Source organism: Pontiella desulfatans (assembly GCF_900890425.1).
GTDB lineage: Bacteria > Verrucomicrobiota > Kiritimatiellia > Kiritimatiellales > Pontiellaceae > Pontiella > Pontiella desulfatans.
In genome coordinates, this window is sequence record NZ_CAAHFG010000002.1 from 903,751 (window position 1) to 922,556 (window position 18,806).

Below are 18,806 nucleotides of genomic sequence, written 5' to 3' on the forward strand. Positions count from 1 at the left end.
GGGCCTTTTTTGCGGAACCTTTGAGGGGCAATCGGATTTCCGCACGGAATCTCCATGAAAACGGACGATTTTTCTATGGCAAACGCCGCCGCGTCTTCGCATGATGCAGGCTCGATTTTGAATTTTCACATTATTGGAGGAAACGATGGAGCCAACTTTTATGGACAACACCGAACTCGCCGGCCTGAAGGCCAACTGGGGAACCATTTCCGAATCGCGGCAGGAGCTGGTGGCGGCGCTGGTTGCCGCCGGTCAGGCGCACCTCTTCGCCGGATGGGACGAACCCGGCACCAACGACGAGGCCAAGGCCGCGTTTCTCGATTCGCTGGTGAAGATCAACGGCAACTATCCGGGCGGCCTGTCGGGCTACATTGCCAATGCCCGCAAGCTGCTGGCCGAATCGAAGGCCGGCGCCAATCCCTTCGAGGGGCTGACGCCGGAACAGCCGGAAAAAGTGGATCTCACGTCGTTTTCCGAAGCGTTCGAGCAATACGAGGCCATCGGTGCCGGCAAGTTCGACAAGGTTGGCGTCGTCCTCGTGGCTGGCGGCCTCGGCGAGCGCCTGGGCTACAACGGCATCAAGCTCGATATCGCCGTCGAGGTGCTGGAGCAAACGTCCTACCTCAAGCACTATGCCGACAACCTGCTGGCCATGCAGGCGCGCTCGGCATCCAAACGGCCGGTTCCGTTCATCATCATGGTTTCGCAGGATACCGGCCCGAAAACCATCGAGTCGCTGGAGGCCAACCACTATTTCGGTCTCCGGAAGGAGCAGGTGCACATCCTCCAGCAGGAGCTTGTGCCGGCCATCGCCGACAACGACGGCGCGTTGGCGCTGGAATCGGCGTATCAGCTGATCCTCAAGCCGCACGGCCATGGCGACATCCATATGCTGCTGCACACCAGCGGTGTTGCGGCCAAGCTGGCGGCCGAGGGCATCGAATATTTCATGTTCATCCAGGACACCAACGGCCCCAGCTTCAACACGCTGCCGGCCGCCATCGGGGTCTCGGTTGAACACGGCTACGACTTCAACTCGCTGGCGATCCGGCGCAAGCCGGGCGAAGCCGTCGGCGGTCTGGCCCGCCTGGTTGGCGAAGGCCGGGAGTTCACGCTCAACGTCGAATACAACCAGCTCGACCCGCTGCTGCGCGCCACCATCAATCCCGAGGGCGATGTGGCCGACGAGACCGGGTTCTCGCCCTTCCCGGGCAACTGCAACACGCTGGTCATCAAGGTCGATTCCTATGTCAGGATCCTCGAAGCCTCGCAGGGCATCATTGCCGAGTTCGTGAATCCGAAATATTCGGATGAAACCAAGACCGCTTTCAAGAAGCCGACCCGCCTCGAAACCATGATGCAGGATTTGCCGAAGCTCTTTGGCGAAGCTGAAAAAGTGGGCGTCACCATCTTCGATCGCATGTGGAGTTTCTCCCCCAACAAGAACAACGTTGCCGATGCGGCCGCGAAGATTGCCTCCGGCGGCCCGGCCGATGCCAGTGCCACGGCGGAGAACGATTTCTACGGCGCCGGGCGCGCCCGGCTGGAAGTGGCGGGCATGAAGGTGGAGGAGGCCGGGGAAAAAATGATCCTGGGCGTACCGTTCACGCTGGGCCCGAAGGTGATTCTGCGCCCCTCATTCGCGATGACGCTGGCCGAAGGACGCGAAAAGGTTGCCGGTGGTTCGATCTCCGGAGAGGCCACGCTGATCCTCGAAGGTGCGGACATCAAACTCGAGAACGTCGAGCTTTCCGGCACGACCGGCCTTGTGGTCAAGGCCTGCGAAGGCGCAAAGGTAACCGTTAAGGGCAAGTTCGAAAACGAGGGATTCGAGCTGGTCGAGCTCGGTGCCGACGCGGATGTTCCGGAATATCTCAAGATTCGCGGCTACCGGTTCGAAAACCGCGGCGCGGCCATCTTCGAGTTCGACGAACCCGGCGAATACACTGTTCAGCCATAGGACGCCGCCGTTACAGCCATACTGGAGCCAGAATGGGCAATCGATGCGGTAGTGGGTTGGGGTTGGCAGTCGCAGGGCTGTTGATGCTGGCTTGCGCCGCAACCGCTCAGCTGGAATTCCATGTGTCTCCAACGGGGTCGGACGAGGCGGATGGCCACCGCCGTGAACCTTTTCTCTCCCTGAAACGGGCGCAGCAGGCCGTGCGGGATTGTGCCGGTAGGCAACCGGTGACGATCTTTCTCCACGACGGAACGCACCGTCTGGAGCAACCGCTGGTCTTTACCCCGGCGGATTCTGGAACCCTGGACGCGCCGGTGGTCTACAAGGCGCTTCCGGGCGCGCGGCCCGTGGTTGACGGCGGTCGTGGAATCGGCGGCTGGAAGCCGGCGGGCAATGGGGTGTGGACGGCGCAGCTGCCGGATCCAAAAACGGTGCCGCGCGACTTCGTTCAGCTCTATGTGAACGGCAACCTGCGGCGGCGTGCCCGTATTCCCAATGAGGGTTTCCTGCGCGTTGCGGGGTTCCCGGATGGCGGGCGGGAGGTGCACTATCACACCGACTGCCAGCGCTTTGAATATGCGCCGGGCGACATCGATCCGGCTTGGCGCAACCTGTCCGACGTCGAGGTGATTGTCTATCACTACTGGACGGATTCGCACCTGCCCATTCGCGAGGTCGATGCCGAAAGCAGGATCGTTACGTTCAAGCACAAGGCCGGAAAGGTTTTTACCGACGATTTTCTCGACGAAGGCGCGCGCTACCTGGTTGAGAATGTGTACGAGGGGTTGGATGCGCCGGGCGAATGGTATCTCGACCGCGAGAGCGGGGTGCTGCACTACATCCCGTTTCCGGATGAGGACATGAAAACCGCCGAAGTGGTTGTTCCGGTGGTTCCCAATTGGGCGGAGTTTCGCGGGCGGCCGATGCAAAGGGACTATGTCGAGCACGTGCGCTTCGAGGGAATCGGCTTCCGGCACACGCGCTGGCGGCTACCGAAGGGCAATTCGAACGACCGGCAGGGCTCTTCTTCCGTGCCCGCCGCCATCCGGTTCAAGGGCGCGCGGCATTGCGCTTTCACCGCTTGCTCGGTGGAAAAAACGGGCACCTGGGCTTTTGAAATTGGAAACGGCTGTTCGGGCATTGCCTTAACCCACAATACGCTCGCTTGGCTGGGCGGCGGCGGTGTGCGCATCGGGGGGGGCGACGAAAGAAGCCACCCGCTCGAACGTACCGGCAACAATATCGTTTCGGATAACCATCTGCACCACTACGGCGAAACCTATCCTTCCGCGGTTGGTTTGCTTGTTACGCATTCAAGCGGCAACCGGATTGCGCACAACCATATCCATCATGGCTTCTACACCGGGATCTCCATCGGCTGGGAATGGGGCTACCAACGCAGCGTGGCGCGCGACAACCTCGTTGAGTTCAACCATATCCACGACATCGGGCAGGGGCTGCTTTCGGACATGGGTGCGGTCTACACCCTCGGGGTCTCGCCTGGAACCGTCATCCGCAACAACCTGATCCACAACATCGACGCCAACCACTACGGCGGATGGGGGATCTACAACGACGAAGGGTCGTCGCACATCCTGGTTGAAAACAACGTGGTGTTCGACACCAAGTTTTCGGCCTACAACGTCCATTACGCCAAGGAGATCACGGTGCGGAACAACATCTTCGCGCACTCGCGCATGAACCTGCTGAGCCGCGGTCGCATGGAGCCGCACACCAGTTTCTATTTCGAAAACAACATCTGTTTCTGGGATGAAGGGGAGCTGCTGAAGGGCAACTGGGCGGACAAGCCCTATGCGTTCCATTTTAGCGCGAAGGATCCCGCGGGAGGGCGGGAGGCTTCCAGTACCTTCGAGATGGACTACAACCTTTACTTCAATCCGGAAACGGCGGCCGATGAAATTTCCTTTTCCAAATGGAGCCTCGGGGAATGGCGCGCGCGCGGCAAGGATGTGCATTCCCTGATCGCCGATCCGCTCTTTGTGAGTGCCGAAAAACGTGACTATCGGTTGCGCCCGGAATCTCCCGCATTCGATCTGGGCTTTCAGCCCATCAACCTCGAAGAGGTCGGCATCAGGCTGTTCCGGGGGGCCGCTCCCGTGTTGGGGGAATGAGCGTCAGCGATCCATGGGCTTCCGCTTCGACCATGTGGAGTTTGCCAAGGTCGTCGCGGTTGCCATCCATCATGGAATGATGTGGGAATAGCCAAAGATGTGTTTGCCGATCTTTTGGGTGCGTCGGAGCGAAACCGCCCACGCCGGCGTTACCTTGTCCGGATTGTAGAAATGCGTCAGCGATTCCCATTTATATTGTCCCGAGATGAGCAGCCACGCCACGCAATAGCATTCGTTGCGAGCCTTGACGTCGATGGGTAGCATGTCTATCCCCGTGCTGTAGTTCGCGGGGACGCCGTCCAGCTTGTTCCAGCAGGAAAATTGCGCTTCCTGCAGGCATATTTCGGCATAGGACTTGTTCTTTAGGTTGGCGCGCGTGTGGATGACGGCTGCAATGGCCATCTTGCCTTTGAGTGTTTCGCCGCGCGCCTCGCCAAACAGCGTGTAGCTGATGATGCGCGCGGAAAGCTCGCTATCCTCCGGTATTGTTTCGGGCTTTTCCGTTTGGGCCGTTGCGGCAAAGGAGAGGCTCAATAGGCTGGTGGTTAGTTCTCGTCGGGTACTCATGGACATTCCTGGTTAAAATGGATCGTGCAGTAAAAAAGAAGAACACGCCGGATGCCAGCTTATATCGTACTGTTTGGGGACGGGCTACAGCCGGTAATTATCCGATTGCAGCTTGTCGAGGTAGTCGTTGGGGTTGATGGTGTCGGGCAGGGTGTAGCCCGGTGCCTCGGCCGACATGACCTTCGATAGCTTTTCGCGCTTGAGCCAGAACTGCGGATGCTGCTCGGCGAGCGCGATGTTCTTGATGTGTTTGGTGATCCTCCAGAAGTTGGAGAGGTAGTCGTTGAACAAGAGCCCGGCGATGGGGGTGATCTCCTTTTCTTCCAGGCGCTGGTAGTGGGCATTGCGGACGGTGATGGCGGTTTGGGTGTATTGTTCGCGCAGGTCGATGATTTCCTTGGCAACCTCCTGGAAGTTGGCGGTTTCGGGGTCCAGGGATGCAATAACCTTTTCCAGCAGATGATCGACAGCGCGGTGGATCGACAGCCAGTCTTCGATGACTTCGGGGCTGAAGCGTGCCGTTGCAATGGAGCGTTGCCGCTTGGCGATGTTGGAAAGGTTTTCGATGTGGTCGCCGACCCGCTCGAGGTCGGACATGCACCGGTCGATGTGCCCGATGAGAATGGATTGCCGCTTGGAGAGGTATTGGTGGGTGAGGCTGGCCAGGAAGTCGCGCATGGTGGCCTTGATCGCATTCACGCTTTGCTCGTTCACTTTAATCAGCTTTGCGCGCTTGGGGTCGTGCTGGATGAATTCCTCGGCGGCGAGACGCAGGCTGCGGGCGCAGATGCGGGTGGTGCGCTGCAACTCGCGCAGACAGGCGAAGATGGCCTGTTCGGGGCGGTTGAGCAGTTGGTCGTCGAGGAAGCTGGATTCGGGCTGTTCGGTTTTGGCGGGCACCAGTTTTACGGCGATGTTCATGAGTAGTGGAGCCAGCGGCAGCATCATCAAGGCGGTGATGGCCATTTTGATGGTGTCGGCATTGGCGGCCTGGCGGATCAGGTCGCCGGAGGTGAGCGGGGCGTATTTATAGAACAAGGGCGAGGCGGCAATGGCCAGCGTGGTGCTGATCAGGTTAAAGACCAGGTGTACAATGGCGGCACGTTGGGCGTCGACCGTGGTGCCAATGCTTCCCAAAAGGCCGGTCACGCAAGTGCCGACGTTTGCGCCGATTATGATGGGGTAGATGCCTTCGAACTCAGTAATGGCGCCGGCGGAAATCATCGCAAACCCCATGCCGATGACCGCTCCACTGCTTTGCACCACGCCGGTGATGAGGGCGGCCACCAAGGTTCCGGTGATCAGGCCGCCCGGGGTCTTCCCGTTGATGTGCATCAGCAAGGGTTCGAACATCTCGCGATGCGGTTTAATGGAATCGCCCATGAACACCATGCCCAGAAAAAGAAGCCCGAAGCCCAGCACCGCTTGCCCGCCATACTTCAGCTTTCGGTTTCTTGAAACCATGTTCAGCATCAATCCAACGAAAATGGCCGGCAGGCAGTAGTCGCTCAGTTTGAAGGAAATCAGCTGAACCGACAGCGTGGTGCCAATGTTGGCGCCTAGAATCGGGCCGATGGATTGGGTCAGGGTCATCAGTCCGGCGTTGATGAATCCGATGAACAGCACGACCGAGGCACTGCTTTGGATGAGTCCGCCGATCACCGTTCCCAGGCCGAGTCCGGCCAGTCGGTTGCGTGTGGCCTTCCCGAGCAACGTACGCATGCCATCGCCCACCGCCGACGAAAGCCCGGCACTCATTGTGCGCATGCCGAAGATGAAAAGGGCGAGCCCGCCCAGTAGACCAAAGACCAACTCAGTGATGGATCCATTCATGGAAACAGAATACATGGCCGGGAGATGAAGTCAACTTGAGCCCGGGGGGGCGGACGGAAAAAGTGACGGCCGTCACTTTTTCCGTCCGGAAGGGGGGAGTGGAGAAAAAAACGGCGCATGGAAAAGGGGAAGAAAACCATGCGCCGCCCGGCATGTGGGGACATGCCAATCAGGGAGTTGTTGCGTATGTTTAGACCACCCTGTGGAAAAGGGTTCAAAAAACCCGACAAAAAAATCATGGTCCAACAAAAGCGTGGATTAAAAGGGAGGATGCCTTGGCGTCCGGTCGGGGCACAAAAAAACGGTGCACGGAAAAGAGGAGGAAAAACCGTGCACCGTTAAAACACGCCCCCCAAACCGGGAACCATGTTTTTCAGGGATAAGATACAGCCTTAGACCCCACCCGGAATTAATGTTCAAAAAAAGGGGTGAAAAAATCACACAGGCGTTCTGGCAAAAAAAAACGGCGCAAGGAAAAGAGGAGGGAAACCTTGCGCCGGAAAACGGGAACCCAACAATGATACCCATTTTAGATTGTTAAAGATCAATTCGGGCAATAAGGCCCTTTGTTCCTGAGAACGGTCGTAATTCATCACTTTTTATTCAGTCTGGCGAGAGAAATCTTCTACGTTTTTTTGGACCCCCTGTGGAGGATTAACGTTTAACCTTCATGGTCAATGGTTTATCGGGGTCGGGATGGAGGTCATTTTATTGATTTTTTAATTCGGATCCGGTGTGTTTTGTGGCCACGAATTAGCAAATTTCGAGTTCCAGCAAGAGTTTTGCCGATGCTTGGAGGAGGTTCTCGGGCTCGTTGCGACGTAAAGTTTGGTTTACCGTCAAGTCGTCGGAGCGGTGCGTGGTTCCAGGCATGGGGAATGCATTGGAAATGCGCACGATTTGTTTGTCAGGGTGTTGCGGGTTGAGTACAGTTTCCATCTGTTTTCATAGAAAGGACGAAGAGTATGAAGAGGATTTTCCCGAGCCTGGTAATGGCTGTTTTCCTGGTGGCGGCTGGTGCCGGTGCCGCTGAAGAAGTTGCGTATGTGGATCTGCAGGAAGTGTTCAAGCGTTTCTATAAAACCGAATTGGCGCAAGACCAGATACGCCAGCAGGCCGATGACATCAAGATGGAGCGCGATGAAATCGAGGAAGAGGTCAAGGTGCTGAAGGAGGAAATTGAAGTTCTTCGTACCGATTCGCGCGACGAAACATTGAGCAACGAAGTTCGCCAAAACAAGCGCGACCAGCTGGAGGAAAAGCTGGTTGATCTCCAGAAAAAGGAGAAGGACATGACCGATTTCGAAAAGCTCCGCATGCAGCAGATGGAGCAGCAGAACACGCGTATGACCAAAAAGCTCTTCGATGAAATCCACGAGGCGATCATCAACTACGGCAAGGAGCATGGCTATCAAGCCGTCATCGACCGCTCGGCGCAAAGCCGGATCGGCACGGATACCGTGCTGTATTCCATTCCGCGGCTCGATATCACGGCCGATGTTCTGGCGGTTCTGAACGAAGGTCGCGAAAGCACCAAGGCCGCGGAACCTGAGTTCAAGGTTGAAAAAAAGGCTGAGGAGTAGGCCATGAAGCTTGCGGAGATTGCCGAACGTTTGGGGGGCGTCCTTGAGGGGGACGGCGACGTCGAGATTGTTGCCGTTGCGGGATTGAGGGAAGCCCGGATAGGGGACATCAGTTTCTTGGCCAACCCGAAATATGCAGCACATGTGGCGGAAACCGAGGCTTCCGCCGTGATCGTTCCCTCGGACTGGGATCGACCCACCAAGTGCGCGATTGTACGCTCGGAAAATTCCGACCGGGCCTTTGCCCTGGCCGCCGAACTGTTCTATGAGGCCGTTCCCGCTCCGCAACCCGGCGTGCATCCAACGGCGGTGGTGCACGAAAGCGTACGGCTGGGCGAGGGGGTTTCCATTGGAGCAAACTGCACCATCGAGGCCGGCGTTGAAATCGGCGCCAACACCATTGTCCAGTCCAACTGTGCCGTGGGCTATAAGGCTGTGATCGGGGACGGTTGCCTGCTCTATCCGCTCGTTTCCATCCGGGAATTCACCGAGATCGGTGATCGCGTCATTATCCATAACGGGGCTGTTATTGGTTCCGATGGCTTCGGCTACGCGGTAAAGGAGGATGGCACGCGCACCAAAATTCCGCAGATCGGTATTGTGGTGATCGGGGATGATGTCGAAATCGGGGCGAACGTGGCGATTGACCGGGCCCGGTTCGGAAAGACCAAGATCGGAAAAGGAACCAAAATCGACAACCTCGTGCAGATTGCGCATAACGTGGTGGTCGGCGAGCACTCCGTCATGTGCGGCCAGGCAGGAATCTCCGGTAGTACAACCATCGGATCACGCGTCATTCTAGCTGGCCAGGCTGGGTTGGCTGGCCATCTGGAGGTGGGCGATGGAGCCATCGTCGGTGCCCAGGCGGGGGTCATGAAGGATGTTCCTTCGAAGGATTTTGTGATTGGTTCGCCCGCCATGAGCCATCTGCAGACGAAGAAGATGATTGCCAGTCTGATCACGTTGCCCAAGCTCAAGGATAAGGTGAAGCAGCTTGAGGCCGAGATTGAAGCCCTGAAGCAATCGTAGGGTTTCGAGCTGCCGAATCCGGTTGTTTCCAAAAATGTAGGAATAATTTTTGCAGATGTACAAAATTGTTCTATCCGCTCGTGGTCGGTGGTTTTGGAAATATTTGTAAGGTTCTGGTTTATATGGAGATAGGTTCCGGGGTGTTGTTTGGTATGCTACATGCTCATAGGCCAACCATTCTAAATCAGAAAAGTTTAAATGTCAGACCCGGTGGTTCCTTGAATGGACGGCTGGATTTGTTTGAGAGTAGGGTGCATTGCTTCCGGACTCCGGGGGCAATTAATTATTAAGGAGATAACATGAAGAATACCATCGAAGGATTTGGCGAACTTGTATTTGGCCTTCCGGTCATGGAAGCCCGTTTATCGGCTCCGACTTTCGCCTCGTTGAAAAAAACCATCGATTCCGGCTCTACGCTGGATCCGGGCATTGCTGATGAAGTTGCGGAAGCCATGAAGGAATGGGCCATGGAAAAGGGTGCGACCCACTACACGCACTGGTTCCAGCCACTCACCGGCTCAACTGCCGAAAAACATGACTCGTTCATTTTCCCCGACTTCAAAGGTGGCGTGGTTACCTCCTTCTCCGGCGATGAGCTGATCCAGGGCGAACCCGATGCTTCCTCCTTCCCGTCCGGCGGCCTGCGCGCCACCTTCGAAGCCCGCGGCTACACCGGTTGGGATCCGAGCAGCCCGGCCTTCATCAAATATGATTCCGTCAATGCGGCCACGCTTTGCATCCCGACCGTATTCTGCGGTTACAACGGCGAAGCCCTCGACAAGAAGACCCCGTTGCTGCGCTCCATGAAGGTGCTTTCCGACCAGACCATCCGTCTCGGCAAGCTCTTCGGAATCGACTGCGGCGACGCCATGGCCCAGGCAACGCTCGGCGGCGAACAGGAATACTTCCTGATCGACCTCGACCTGGTTGCTGAACGCCCCGACCTGCTTCGCACCGGCCGTACCCTGTTCGGTAAGCCGGCTTCCAAGCATCAGCAGCTCGACGACCACTACTTCGGTGCCATCAAACCGCGCGTTGCCGCCTTCATGGCTGAGCTCGATGCCGTGCTTTGGCAGTATGGTGTTCCGGCGAAGACCCGCCATAACGAAGTGTGCCCGGCACAGTTCGAGATCGCCCCGGTTTTCGAAACACTCAACATCGGCGTTGACCACAACATGATCACCATGGAGGTGCTCAAGGTGACGGCCGAGAAGCACGGCTTCGCCTGTCTCCTGCACGAAAAGCCTTTTGCTGGCGTCAACGGCTCCGGCAAGCACAACAACTGGGCCATCATGGGTCCCGACGGAAAGAACTGGCTGAAGCCGGGCGACAACCCGCACGAAAACGCCAAGTTCATGACCATCGTGGTTGCCCTTCTTAAGGCGGTTGACACACACGCCGACCTGCTCCGTGCATCGGTTGCAACGGCGGGGAACGACCATCGCCTGGGAGCCAACGAAGCTCCGCCGGCGGTTGTGTCGGTCTTCCTGGGCGACCAGCTTACCGACATTGTCGAGCAGATCGAAGCCGGTGGCGCCAACGAGTCCAAAGACGGTGGGCACATCCATCTCGGCGTTGACTTGCTGCCGCAACTGCCGCGTGGCAACACCGACCGCAACCGGACTTCCCCGTTTGCGTTCGTGGGCAACCGCTTCGAGTTCCGTGCGGTTGGTTCCAACCAGAGCCCGGCCGGTGCCAATATCGTGCTCAACACGATCGTCGCTGAAGCCTTCGACTACATCTGCACCGAAGTGGAAACTGCGGTTGCCGGTGGAAAAGAATTCAACGCTGCCCTGCAGGATGTTCTGGCTGCCGTCATCAAAGAACACAAGCGCATCCTCTTCAACGGTGATGGCTACACCGACGAGTGGATTGAGGAAGCAACCAAGGTCCGCGGCCTTCCCAACCTCGTCACCACCGAAGATGCCCTTCCGATGCTCCAGACGCAGAAGGCCAAGGACTTGTTCGCCAAGTATGGCGTACTATCCAACGCCGAGCTCGAGTCCCGGTTCAACATCTACGAAGAAACCTATGAAACCATCATTGGAATCGAAGCGGCCACTGCGGCTGAAATTGCCAAGACCATGCTGGTTCCGGCGGCGGTAACGGCCATTGCGGAATACTCCGCGGTTCCGGCAGTTGCTGGTATTTGCGCCGAAATGTCCAGCCTGCTCGAAAAAGCGGTTGCCGGCATTGCCAAGCTCGAAGCCGCTGAAAAGCCGGCAAAACAGATTGCAGCCATGAACGAGCTACGCGTGTCCATCGATGCGCTCGAATCCCTCGTTCCAGCCGATCTCTGGCCGCTTCCGAGCTATGCCGAGCTGCTCCTCGTCTAACCGACCCGGACAGATCGTCGAAAGACCCCGTATTGTTACGGGGTCTTTTTTTACCCTCACATCATCCACTCATAGCCCTCACTTCTTGAGTCGGTTGCGTGATCGATTGGATATATTGTTCGCCGAATGTCCGCTCCTATCCGATTCCCTCAATCCCGAAATTACGATTTTGGAACCTGATTTATCCTATATTCTCCGTTCTCCACAATGGTAAACCCCAGTAGCATCCGAATTGGTTATCTACCTTCGAACCTGGCGGGCAATACGAAACAAACAAATGGTCGTTGTTTGTCTGAATTCATGAATTTCCATTGCTCTATTCGGAACGGTTGTTCCGCGCTTGCGTCAGGTCCTGGCAGAAAAAATAGTCTCCTAGGTAGTAATATCATCTTCATATTGAATTCGATATAAATCGTGATTTCGGTCTGCTGTGCTCAGAGTATGAGGCCAAAACTTAAAATCACGGGGCCGGGAACGCACCAGCAGGTGCGGGATGCTTTAAGGAAGGGAGCTGATCCAAAACGCAGACGCAAACTACAGGTGATACGCCTTGGGTTCATGGGTGAGCATACCACCTTGGAGATTGCCGAAATCGCTGGGTGCGCCAAGTCCACGGCAAGCGCCTGCATCAAGGCCTATCGCAACGGCGGCATCGACGCATTGCTCGCAACCCACCACAAACCGGGGCGGGAGCCCTCCCTGAATGGGACGGCGATCTCCGAACTCCTCGAGGGCCTTGAGCAGGGGCGCTGGAAACGGATCAAGGAAATCCGCAAGTGGCTGGCTGATGAACATAGTGTGGGACTCTCGTCCCGGGGTGTCCACTGCTGGCTGGAAAAACTCGGAGTAAGCCTCAAGGTGCCGAGGAAAAGCCACGCAAAAAATGATGAGGGCCAGTCAGTCCGCTTCAAGGAAGGGCTGGCCCGGAAACTCGCGGGACTGGGTGTCGATACCGTAAAACCCTTCCGGCTATGGGTGGTCGACGAACACCGCTACGGCCTGATCAGCACCCTGCGCAGGTGCTGGATGCTGCGGGGGATCCGTCCTCCGGTCCCGTACCAGACGAAATGCCAGAGGGGATATGTCTCCGGGGGTCTTGAGGTGATGACGGGGCGGAGCGAATTCCTCTATTCCCCAACGGTGAGCCTGCACTTGAGCCTGGAGTTCCTCCGGCAGATCTCGCGAAGCGATCCCGATGCAGACCGCGTTGTGGTCTGGGATGAGGTCGGGTTCCACCAGAAAAAGCAACTCGCGGGTTTGCCGGACAATATCCACCTGGTCGCCCTGCCGCCCTACAGCCAGGAACTTAATCCGATCGAGCAGTTGTGGGACTAGGTCGCTGTGGCCTATGCAAACCGGGTGTTCGAAACGCTCGATGAAATCGAAGAGGATATCAGCACCGCGCTGCGTCCGTTCTGGGAAAGTCCGCTTCCTGTCTTGAGGTTGCTGGGTGCTGACAATTACCTACTACGTTCAGCAAACGCTTTCTAAGCGGGGAATATTCCGAATTCTAACTCAAAACGGTATAACCCGGATCAGGAGGGTCTCGGTCCAGCGCCCGTTAGCGGTGTTCATATTCGCGGGGTAAATGCCAGTTTTCATTTTACTCTCTCGGGCCGGCCTCTATCGGATTAGAACACAATTTTCCAGTCCAGGCGCCTGGTGTTTGACGGTGTGATGATGACGCGGACGAGGTTTCCGGATTGTTCGATGTTCGAAGTGGTGGCAGCGTTGTCGCTGACCTCGATTTTCTTTGCCTTGCATCCGTCGGGGCAGGTGATGCGTAGTTCGTAGGGATCGCCGGCAACAACCTGGCTGGTGCCGGATAGGGTTTTGGCCTTGGCGTTCCAGGTTTCCGATACGACATCGGTCAATCCCTGTGTGATATGCCGCGAGGTGCTGAGCAGTTGCGGATGGTCGGCGGTTTCGCGCAGGGCGAGCACCTGGCAGTGTGCGCCCGCGAGGGTGGTGCTGAGAGAGCCTTTCACGGTGCCGAGGTATTTGTTTTCCCAGAAGTCGAAGGCGTCGTAGCTCTTGGAGGAATCGAGGCCGATGCGTTCCAGCGGGTAACTGATTTCGGCTTCTTCCTTTTCGTTCCAGTTGAACAGGCCGAGCAAGCACAGGCGGTCATTGGCAACCTTCCAGATTTGCGGGTGCTTGTTTTCGAGGATATCGACTGGGAGGGTGTTAAGGTTGTGGGCGGGCAGGGTGCGTTTGATAATGTCGAGCCGTTCCGGCGCAAGAAGTCCGTATTGAACACTGGTGGTGTGCATGGCGCCGCTGACGGCCAGCCATGAGGCCATCCAGCGCGCATTGCAAAGCGGAACGCTTTCACGCACATAGATGGGGTCGGGATCGTTGTACCAGACTCGGTTGTTGAGGAACCAGAAGTTGCCGGCAAAGTCGGCACCGTCGATGGTCTGCTTCCAGTTGCCTTTGACCGCGCCTCCGTTGTCGGGGCCGACGCGCATGGCATCGACCTTGCCGAAGACGGGCGCGAGCGAGAGGTAGTTCTGGGTGGCGGCGCAACCGAGGATGAAGGTGTCCGGGAATTCCTCGCGCAGGATGCCGAGCCCTTTGCGGTAGGCTTCGATGAAGGTCATGTTATTGTCGTGGATTTCCGCATCGGCAAAGACCTTCCCTTTGTAGGTGCGGTTGACGTAGATGTTGGGGCTGGGGGCTCCGACGTGCAGGCCATCGACCTTGATGTAGCGGAAGTCCCAGTCGTGGATCCGTTTGAAGCGTTCGCGCAGGAAGGCTTCGCCCTGCGGGCTGGAGGCGTCGATGGTGGCGCCTGACCAGCGTTTTTCCTCAAACGGCTTGCCGGTGGTTTTGTCGGTGGCGAAGATGGCGGGGTCGAAGGTGGGGTTGTTGGTATCGCCGGCAAAGGGCATGAACCAGATGCCGGGGGTGAATCCCGCTTGTTCGATGGTGTCGGCGGTTTTTGCCATCCCGCTCGGGAAATGCGGGGTGGTGGAGATGAAGGTCTTGTTGGGCCCTTTGTTCTTTTTGCCAGGGTCGTTTTCGAGGGCCTGCCAGTTGTCGTCGATCTGCAGGACATCCAGACCGAAAGGCTTCAGGTGTTCTTTGGCGAAGGCGGCGTTTTCGGCGATCATTTTTTCGGTCGAGGCGCCCGAACCGGTCTGCTGGCGGTGGTACCACGTGCAGTAGACGTTGGGCTTGGGCGGAAGCTTGATGTCGTAAGCCTTGGCGATGTTTTCGGCATAGTTTTCCAGGCCTAGGCGGGCATCGTCGAAGAATCCGACGACAAGGATGTCGGTTTCACGGGTCTGTCCGGGCTGGACGCGCATCAGTCCGAAATCGAGTTGGGTTTCCAGACCGTGTTTGCCGTTATTGAAGGTGGGGAGCATGAGGCCGACGCCGCGGTATTGAGTCAGCCATCCGCAGACCACGCCGTTGCGTGTTTCGGGATCGGCGAGCACGGAGTAGGCATAGCCATCGGTCGGGCTGTTCGCTTCGTAGCGGCCACCGGTTCCGAGGGTGACCAGTTTGTGCGGATCGATCCCGAGGTCGAGCTCCATTTTCGCGATGATCAGCTTGTTGATGTCGCGGGCATCCTCCCCGCCGCTGCCGACACGGGTTTCGAAGTGGGCAAAGGGGTTGCCGTCGTAAAGCGTTAGCGTGGTGGTGCTGTCGCCATGTCTTACGGTAAGTCGGTTTCCCGCACCCCAGCGTGCGTCCTTGAAGGAGGAGGCCTGGGCATTCTGGATGAGTCCCGGCAGGTCGATGGTCAATCTTTGCGTGCCTGCAAGGGTGGTGAGGGTGATGATTTCCCCTTTACGGGATGCGGACATGAATTCATTTTGCAGGGTCGCAGATGCATGCGCGGCCGAAGCGGCGGACAGCAGCAATAGTATCGTTAAAGCCTTCATTTTACGGTCTCCTTTTAAAACATGGATATAATAAAACAGTATATTCCGGTTCTGATGATGGTATAGTAGCGATTTTAATCGCAAATTTAAACCACATCATTCCACTATTTTCAATGATGGGCTTGCTTGTCCGAAATATTTAAAATATACCGTTTTATATAGGAACGCCGCAAAAGGCCGGATTTGGAGGATATTTCGTTAAAACTTCGGATTGGGTCATCATTTGTGCTAATGAGGTGGATATAGAATGAAGAGTGGAACATGTGTTTGGATATTGGTTTTGTGGGGTGCGCTCGTTCTGGGCAGCACGGCAACGTCGCCGCCCAATATCCTCATCATCTATGCCGACGACCTGGGCTACGGCGAGGTGAAGGCGCTGAACCCGGAACGGTGCAAGCTGGACACCCCCGCCATCGATTCACTGGTGCGGGATGGGATGGTCTTTACGGACGGCCACAGTTCGTCGGCCGTCTGTACGCCTTCGCGCTACAGCATGCTCACAGGGCGTTATTCCTGGCGCAGCAAGCTGCAAAAAGGGGTGCTGAATCCATGGGGCGAAAACCTGGTCAAGCCCGAACGAATCACCATGCCCGAACTGATCAAGACCAAGGGCTATCTTACCGCCGCCATCGGAAAATGGCACCTCGGCTGGGATTGGCAGAAGCGCGGCGGCAAGTGGGTTTTCGACGAGCCGGTGCGCGGCGGCCCCGTCGATCACGGCTACGACTATTACTTCGGCCCCGACGTCCCGGATTTTCCGCCCTTCGCCTGGATCGAGAACGACCGGCTGACCGCCCAGCCGACGGTGGACAGCGAACCCGATCCGCGCGGTGGTCGCGGTGGCCCCCTTGTTCCGGGCTGGGATCCGGAAGCGATGCTTTCGACCATGGCCGACAAGGCGGCGGAATACCTCGAAGCCCGCGCCGCCGACCATAAGCCGTTCTTCCTCTATTTCGGGCTGACCTCGCCTCACACGCCGATCGTGCCTTCCAAGAACTGGAAAGGGAAAAGCGGCATGGGCACCTATTGCGACTTTGTGCTCGAAACCGACCACACCGTCGGCTGCATTCTCCAGGCATTGGAAAAAACCGGGCTCGACAAAAACACACTGGTCTTCTTTTCGAGCGACAACGGCTGTTCGAGCGGCCCCTCGAAATCGAGGCAACTGGCCAAGGAATATGGCCACTACACCAGCGCCAATCTTCGGGGGCACAAAGGCTCGAACTACGAGGGTGGCACCCGCGTTCCGTTCATTGTGCGGTGGCCGGGCGTCGTTCCGGCGGGGTCAACCTGCAACCGCACGGTCTGCCAGATCGACTACATGGCCACGGCTGTCGATGTGCTGGGCATCGAAATGCCCGATGACGCCGGGGTTGATAGCTCCAGTTTCCTGCCGCTTTTGAAAGATCCGGAAGCGGCTTCGCCGCGCGAGTCGCTGATCCTGCACAACTACTACGGCGAGTTCTCTTTCCGCCAAAACCAGTACAAACTGATCCTCGCACCGGGCAACGGACAGGGGTTCGGTGGCGAGCCGTCCAATGCCGAGGCGATCAATCGCGGCGATCCGATGGTTCAGCTTTACAACCTGGAAGCCGACCTGGCCGAAACCGAAAACCTGGCCGGTCAACAGCCGGAGCGGGTTCAACATATGACCGAACGGCTCCTGCGGGAGATCAACGCGGGGAGGACGCGGCCGGGCAAACCACAGCCCAACGATGTCGAAATCGACGCCTATAAAAAACACCTGCACAAAGGGAAGAAATGAAACCCAAACTGATTACAACCATCGTTGCCGTTGCCGGATGGGCGGCGGCTGCGCAAAGTCCCAACGTTGTTTTGATTTATATGGACGATCTAGGTTGGAAGGATATCGGCTGGTACAGGAAAAGAAAATTGCCGAAGGGCGGGGTGAATAGAATGATGAAAAAGCTGATCTTCCTATTCCTGATGGTCGGTTGCATGGCCGCATCTGCCAAGGTTCAGTTGGCATCGGTGTTCTCCGACCACATGGTGCTGCAGCGCGGCAAGCCGGTTCCCGTTTGGGGCACCGCCGAGCCGGGCGAAAAAGTAACGATCGAATTTGCCAGGCAGAAAAAAACGACCGTCGCCGATGCGGCAGGGCATTGGAAGGCCGTACTCGACCCGATGAAGGTTTCATCCAACCCTCGGAAACTTTTGGTGTCCGGCCTCAAACGGATCGAGCTGAAAGATATTCTGGTTGGCGACGTTTGGCTCTGCGGCGGTCAGTCGAATATGGCCTTCACCATGAAAGGCCTGATGGAGAAGGAACCGGTCATTGCGGGCGCCAACCATCCGCAGCTCCGGCTGTTGGAAGTGCCGCAGAAGGTGGCCCTGGAACCGCAGGAAGCATTCAGCTCTGTATGGAAAGCATCGACCCCCGAAACCGTGCCGACCTTTTCTGCGGTCGGTTTCCTTTTCGGGCAGCGCGTGCATGTTGAGGCGGGTATCCCGATCGGCCTGATTGAATGCGCCGTCGGCAGCACCAGCGTCGAGTGCTGGGTGTCGGGCGAAACTCTCGAAAACAAGCTGTTTGCCCCTGCCGTGAAAGCCTGGAGTGAAGTGGAAGCCAACTGGGACGATCCGGAAGTCCGCGCAAAACATATCCACAAGTCGGTCAAGGATCCGGAGGCCATCCAGCCTTCGGAAGCGCGGACGTATCCGGCCGGCTGCTACAACGCCATGCTGCATCCGCTCTTTCCATTCGCCATCAAAGGCGTCGTCTGGTATCAGGGCGAGGCCAACCGCGACCGTGCGCACCAGTACCGCCAGCTATTCCCGGCCATGATTGACGAGTGGCGTGGGCATTTTGAACAGGACGACTTTAAATTCTATGTGGTGCAGCTTCCAGACATTGGAAAACCGAAGCCCTCCGGTGGCGACAGTATCTATGCCGAGCTGCGTGAGGCGCAGTGGTTGACCGTGAAGAATGATCCGCTCATGGAAATGGCCGTCATTATCGATTCAGACCAAAAGGGAAATATCCATCCAAAAAACAAGCAACTTCCTGGCGATCGGCTCGCCCGGATTGCACTGGCGAAGGATTATGAGAAGGGCATTGAATGCCGTGGCCCGCTCTTCCGTGAAATGAAAATCAAGGGCAATATAATGCATCTGTTGTTTGACCATGCGGATGGCCTGATGGTCGGGAAGCGCACCGCGCCGGCCAGCATTGAAATTCAGCCGTTGGATGCGCCTCCCTCCAACTTTTCCGTTGCCGGAGCCGACAAGGTTTTTCATCCGGCCGGGGCGGTCATTGAGGGCGAAAGCGTGGTGCTTATCTGCGAAGCGGTGAAACAGCCCGTGGCGGTTCGTTATGCCTGGGCGGACAATCCGGCCGGGTGTAATTTGTACAACAGTGCCGGTCTGCCTGCGGCTCCGTTCCGCACCGATGACTGGCCGTGGGTTACCGAAGGAAAGCTTGTCGGCGATGTCGTGGTCATCCGGCCATAAGG

The 18,806-nt window shown here is 57.3% G+C and carries 12 protein-coding genes; 8 read left to right on the forward strand and 4 right to left on the reverse strand.

The window, feature by feature from the left end; all coding sequences use genetic code 11:
- Positions 1-145 precede the first annotated feature (145 nt).
- Both E9954_RS19410 and E9954_RS19415 read left to right on the forward strand, forming a co-directional pair.
- Positions 146-1,960 (forward strand): UTP--glucose-1-phosphate uridylyltransferase, encoded by a 1,815-nt coding sequence (locus tag E9954_RS19410; RefSeq protein ID WP_136080936.1) that lies wholly within the window; start codon positions 146-148, stop codon positions 1,958-1,960.
- A gap of 32 nt (positions 1,961-1,992) precedes the next feature.
- Positions 1,993-4,092: a right-handed parallel beta-helix repeat-containing protein gene (locus tag E9954_RS19415; protein WP_136080937.1), complete on the forward strand. Its 2,100-nt coding sequence runs from the start codon at positions 1,993-1,995 to the stop codon at positions 4,090-4,092.
- A gap of 69 nt (positions 4,093-4,161) precedes the next feature.
- Here E9954_RS19415 and E9954_RS19420 read toward each other — a convergent pair whose 3' ends face one another.
- The 3 genes from E9954_RS19420 to E9954_RS19430 form a co-directional block, all read right to left on the reverse strand.
- Positions 4,162-4,659: a cell wall hydrolase gene (locus E9954_RS19420; protein ID WP_168442415.1), complete on the reverse strand. Its 498-nt coding sequence runs from the start codon at positions 4,657-4,659 to the stop codon at positions 4,162-4,164.
- An 84-nt stretch (positions 4,660-4,743) separates the two neighbouring features.
- Positions 4,744-6,492, reverse strand: coding sequence for a Na/Pi cotransporter family protein (locus E9954_RS19425; RefSeq protein ID WP_168442416.1), 1,749 nt, complete (start codon positions 6,490-6,492; stop codon positions 4,744-4,746).
- Between the two features lie 753 nt (positions 6,493-7,245).
- Positions 7,246-7,431: a hypothetical protein gene (locus E9954_RS19430; protein ID WP_136080940.1), complete on the reverse strand. Its 186-nt coding sequence runs from the start codon at positions 7,429-7,431 to the stop codon at positions 7,246-7,248.
- A 26-nt stretch (positions 7,432-7,457) separates the two neighbouring features.
- Here E9954_RS19430 and E9954_RS19435 point away from each other — a divergent pair, with 26 nt between their 5' ends.
- The 4 genes from E9954_RS19435 to E9954_RS19450 all read left to right on the forward strand — a co-directional run bounded on the left by E9954_RS19435 (position 7,458) and on the right by E9954_RS19450 (position 12,775).
- Positions 7,458-8,075, forward strand: coding sequence for an OmpH family outer membrane protein (locus E9954_RS19435; RefSeq protein ID WP_136080941.1), 618 nt, complete (start codon positions 7,458-7,460; stop codon positions 8,073-8,075).
- 3 nt (positions 8,076-8,078) lie between these two features.
- A complete protein-coding gene (gene lpxD, locus E9954_RS19440; RefSeq protein WP_136080942.1) occupies positions 8,079-9,104 on the forward strand; it encodes a UDP-3-O-(3-hydroxymyristoyl)glucosamine N-acyltransferase in 1,026 nt (341 codons plus the stop codon).
- Between the two features lie 299 nt (positions 9,105-9,403).
- Complete coding sequence (locus E9954_RS19445; RefSeq protein ID WP_136080943.1) at positions 9,404-11,440, forward strand: glutamine synthetase III family protein; 2,037 nt, start codon at positions 9,404-9,406, stop codon at positions 11,438-11,440.
- Positions 11,441-11,881: 441 nt separating this feature from the next.
- Positions 11,882-12,775 (forward strand): IS630 family transposase, encoded by an 894-nt coding sequence (locus E9954_RS19450; RefSeq protein ID WP_136080944.1) that lies wholly within the window; start codon positions 11,882-11,884, stop codon positions 12,773-12,775.
- 296 nt (positions 12,776-13,071) lie between these two features.
- Here the strand turns inward: E9954_RS19450 and E9954_RS19455 are convergent, their stop codons facing one another.
- Positions 13,072-15,333, reverse strand: coding sequence for an alpha-galactosidase (locus E9954_RS19455; RefSeq protein WP_136080945.1), 2,262 nt, complete (start codon positions 15,331-15,333; stop codon positions 13,072-13,074).
- Between the two features lie 247 nt (positions 15,334-15,580).
- On the opposite strand from E9954_RS19455, the gene E9954_RS19460 reads away from it, so the two are divergent.
- Together E9954_RS19460 and E9954_RS19465 are read left to right on the forward strand one after the other, a co-directional pair.
- Complete coding sequence (locus E9954_RS19460) at positions 15,581-17,098, forward strand: sulfatase family protein (protein ID WP_136080946.1); 1,518 nt, start codon at positions 15,581-15,583, stop codon at positions 17,096-17,098.
- A complete protein-coding gene (locus E9954_RS19465; protein ID WP_136080947.1) occupies positions 17,095-18,804 on the forward strand; it encodes a sialate O-acetylesterase in 1,710 nt (569 codons plus the stop codon). The genes E9954_RS19460 and E9954_RS19465 overlap by 4 nt, the downstream gene beginning before the upstream one ends.
- Positions 18,805-18,806: the final 2 nt, after the last annotated feature.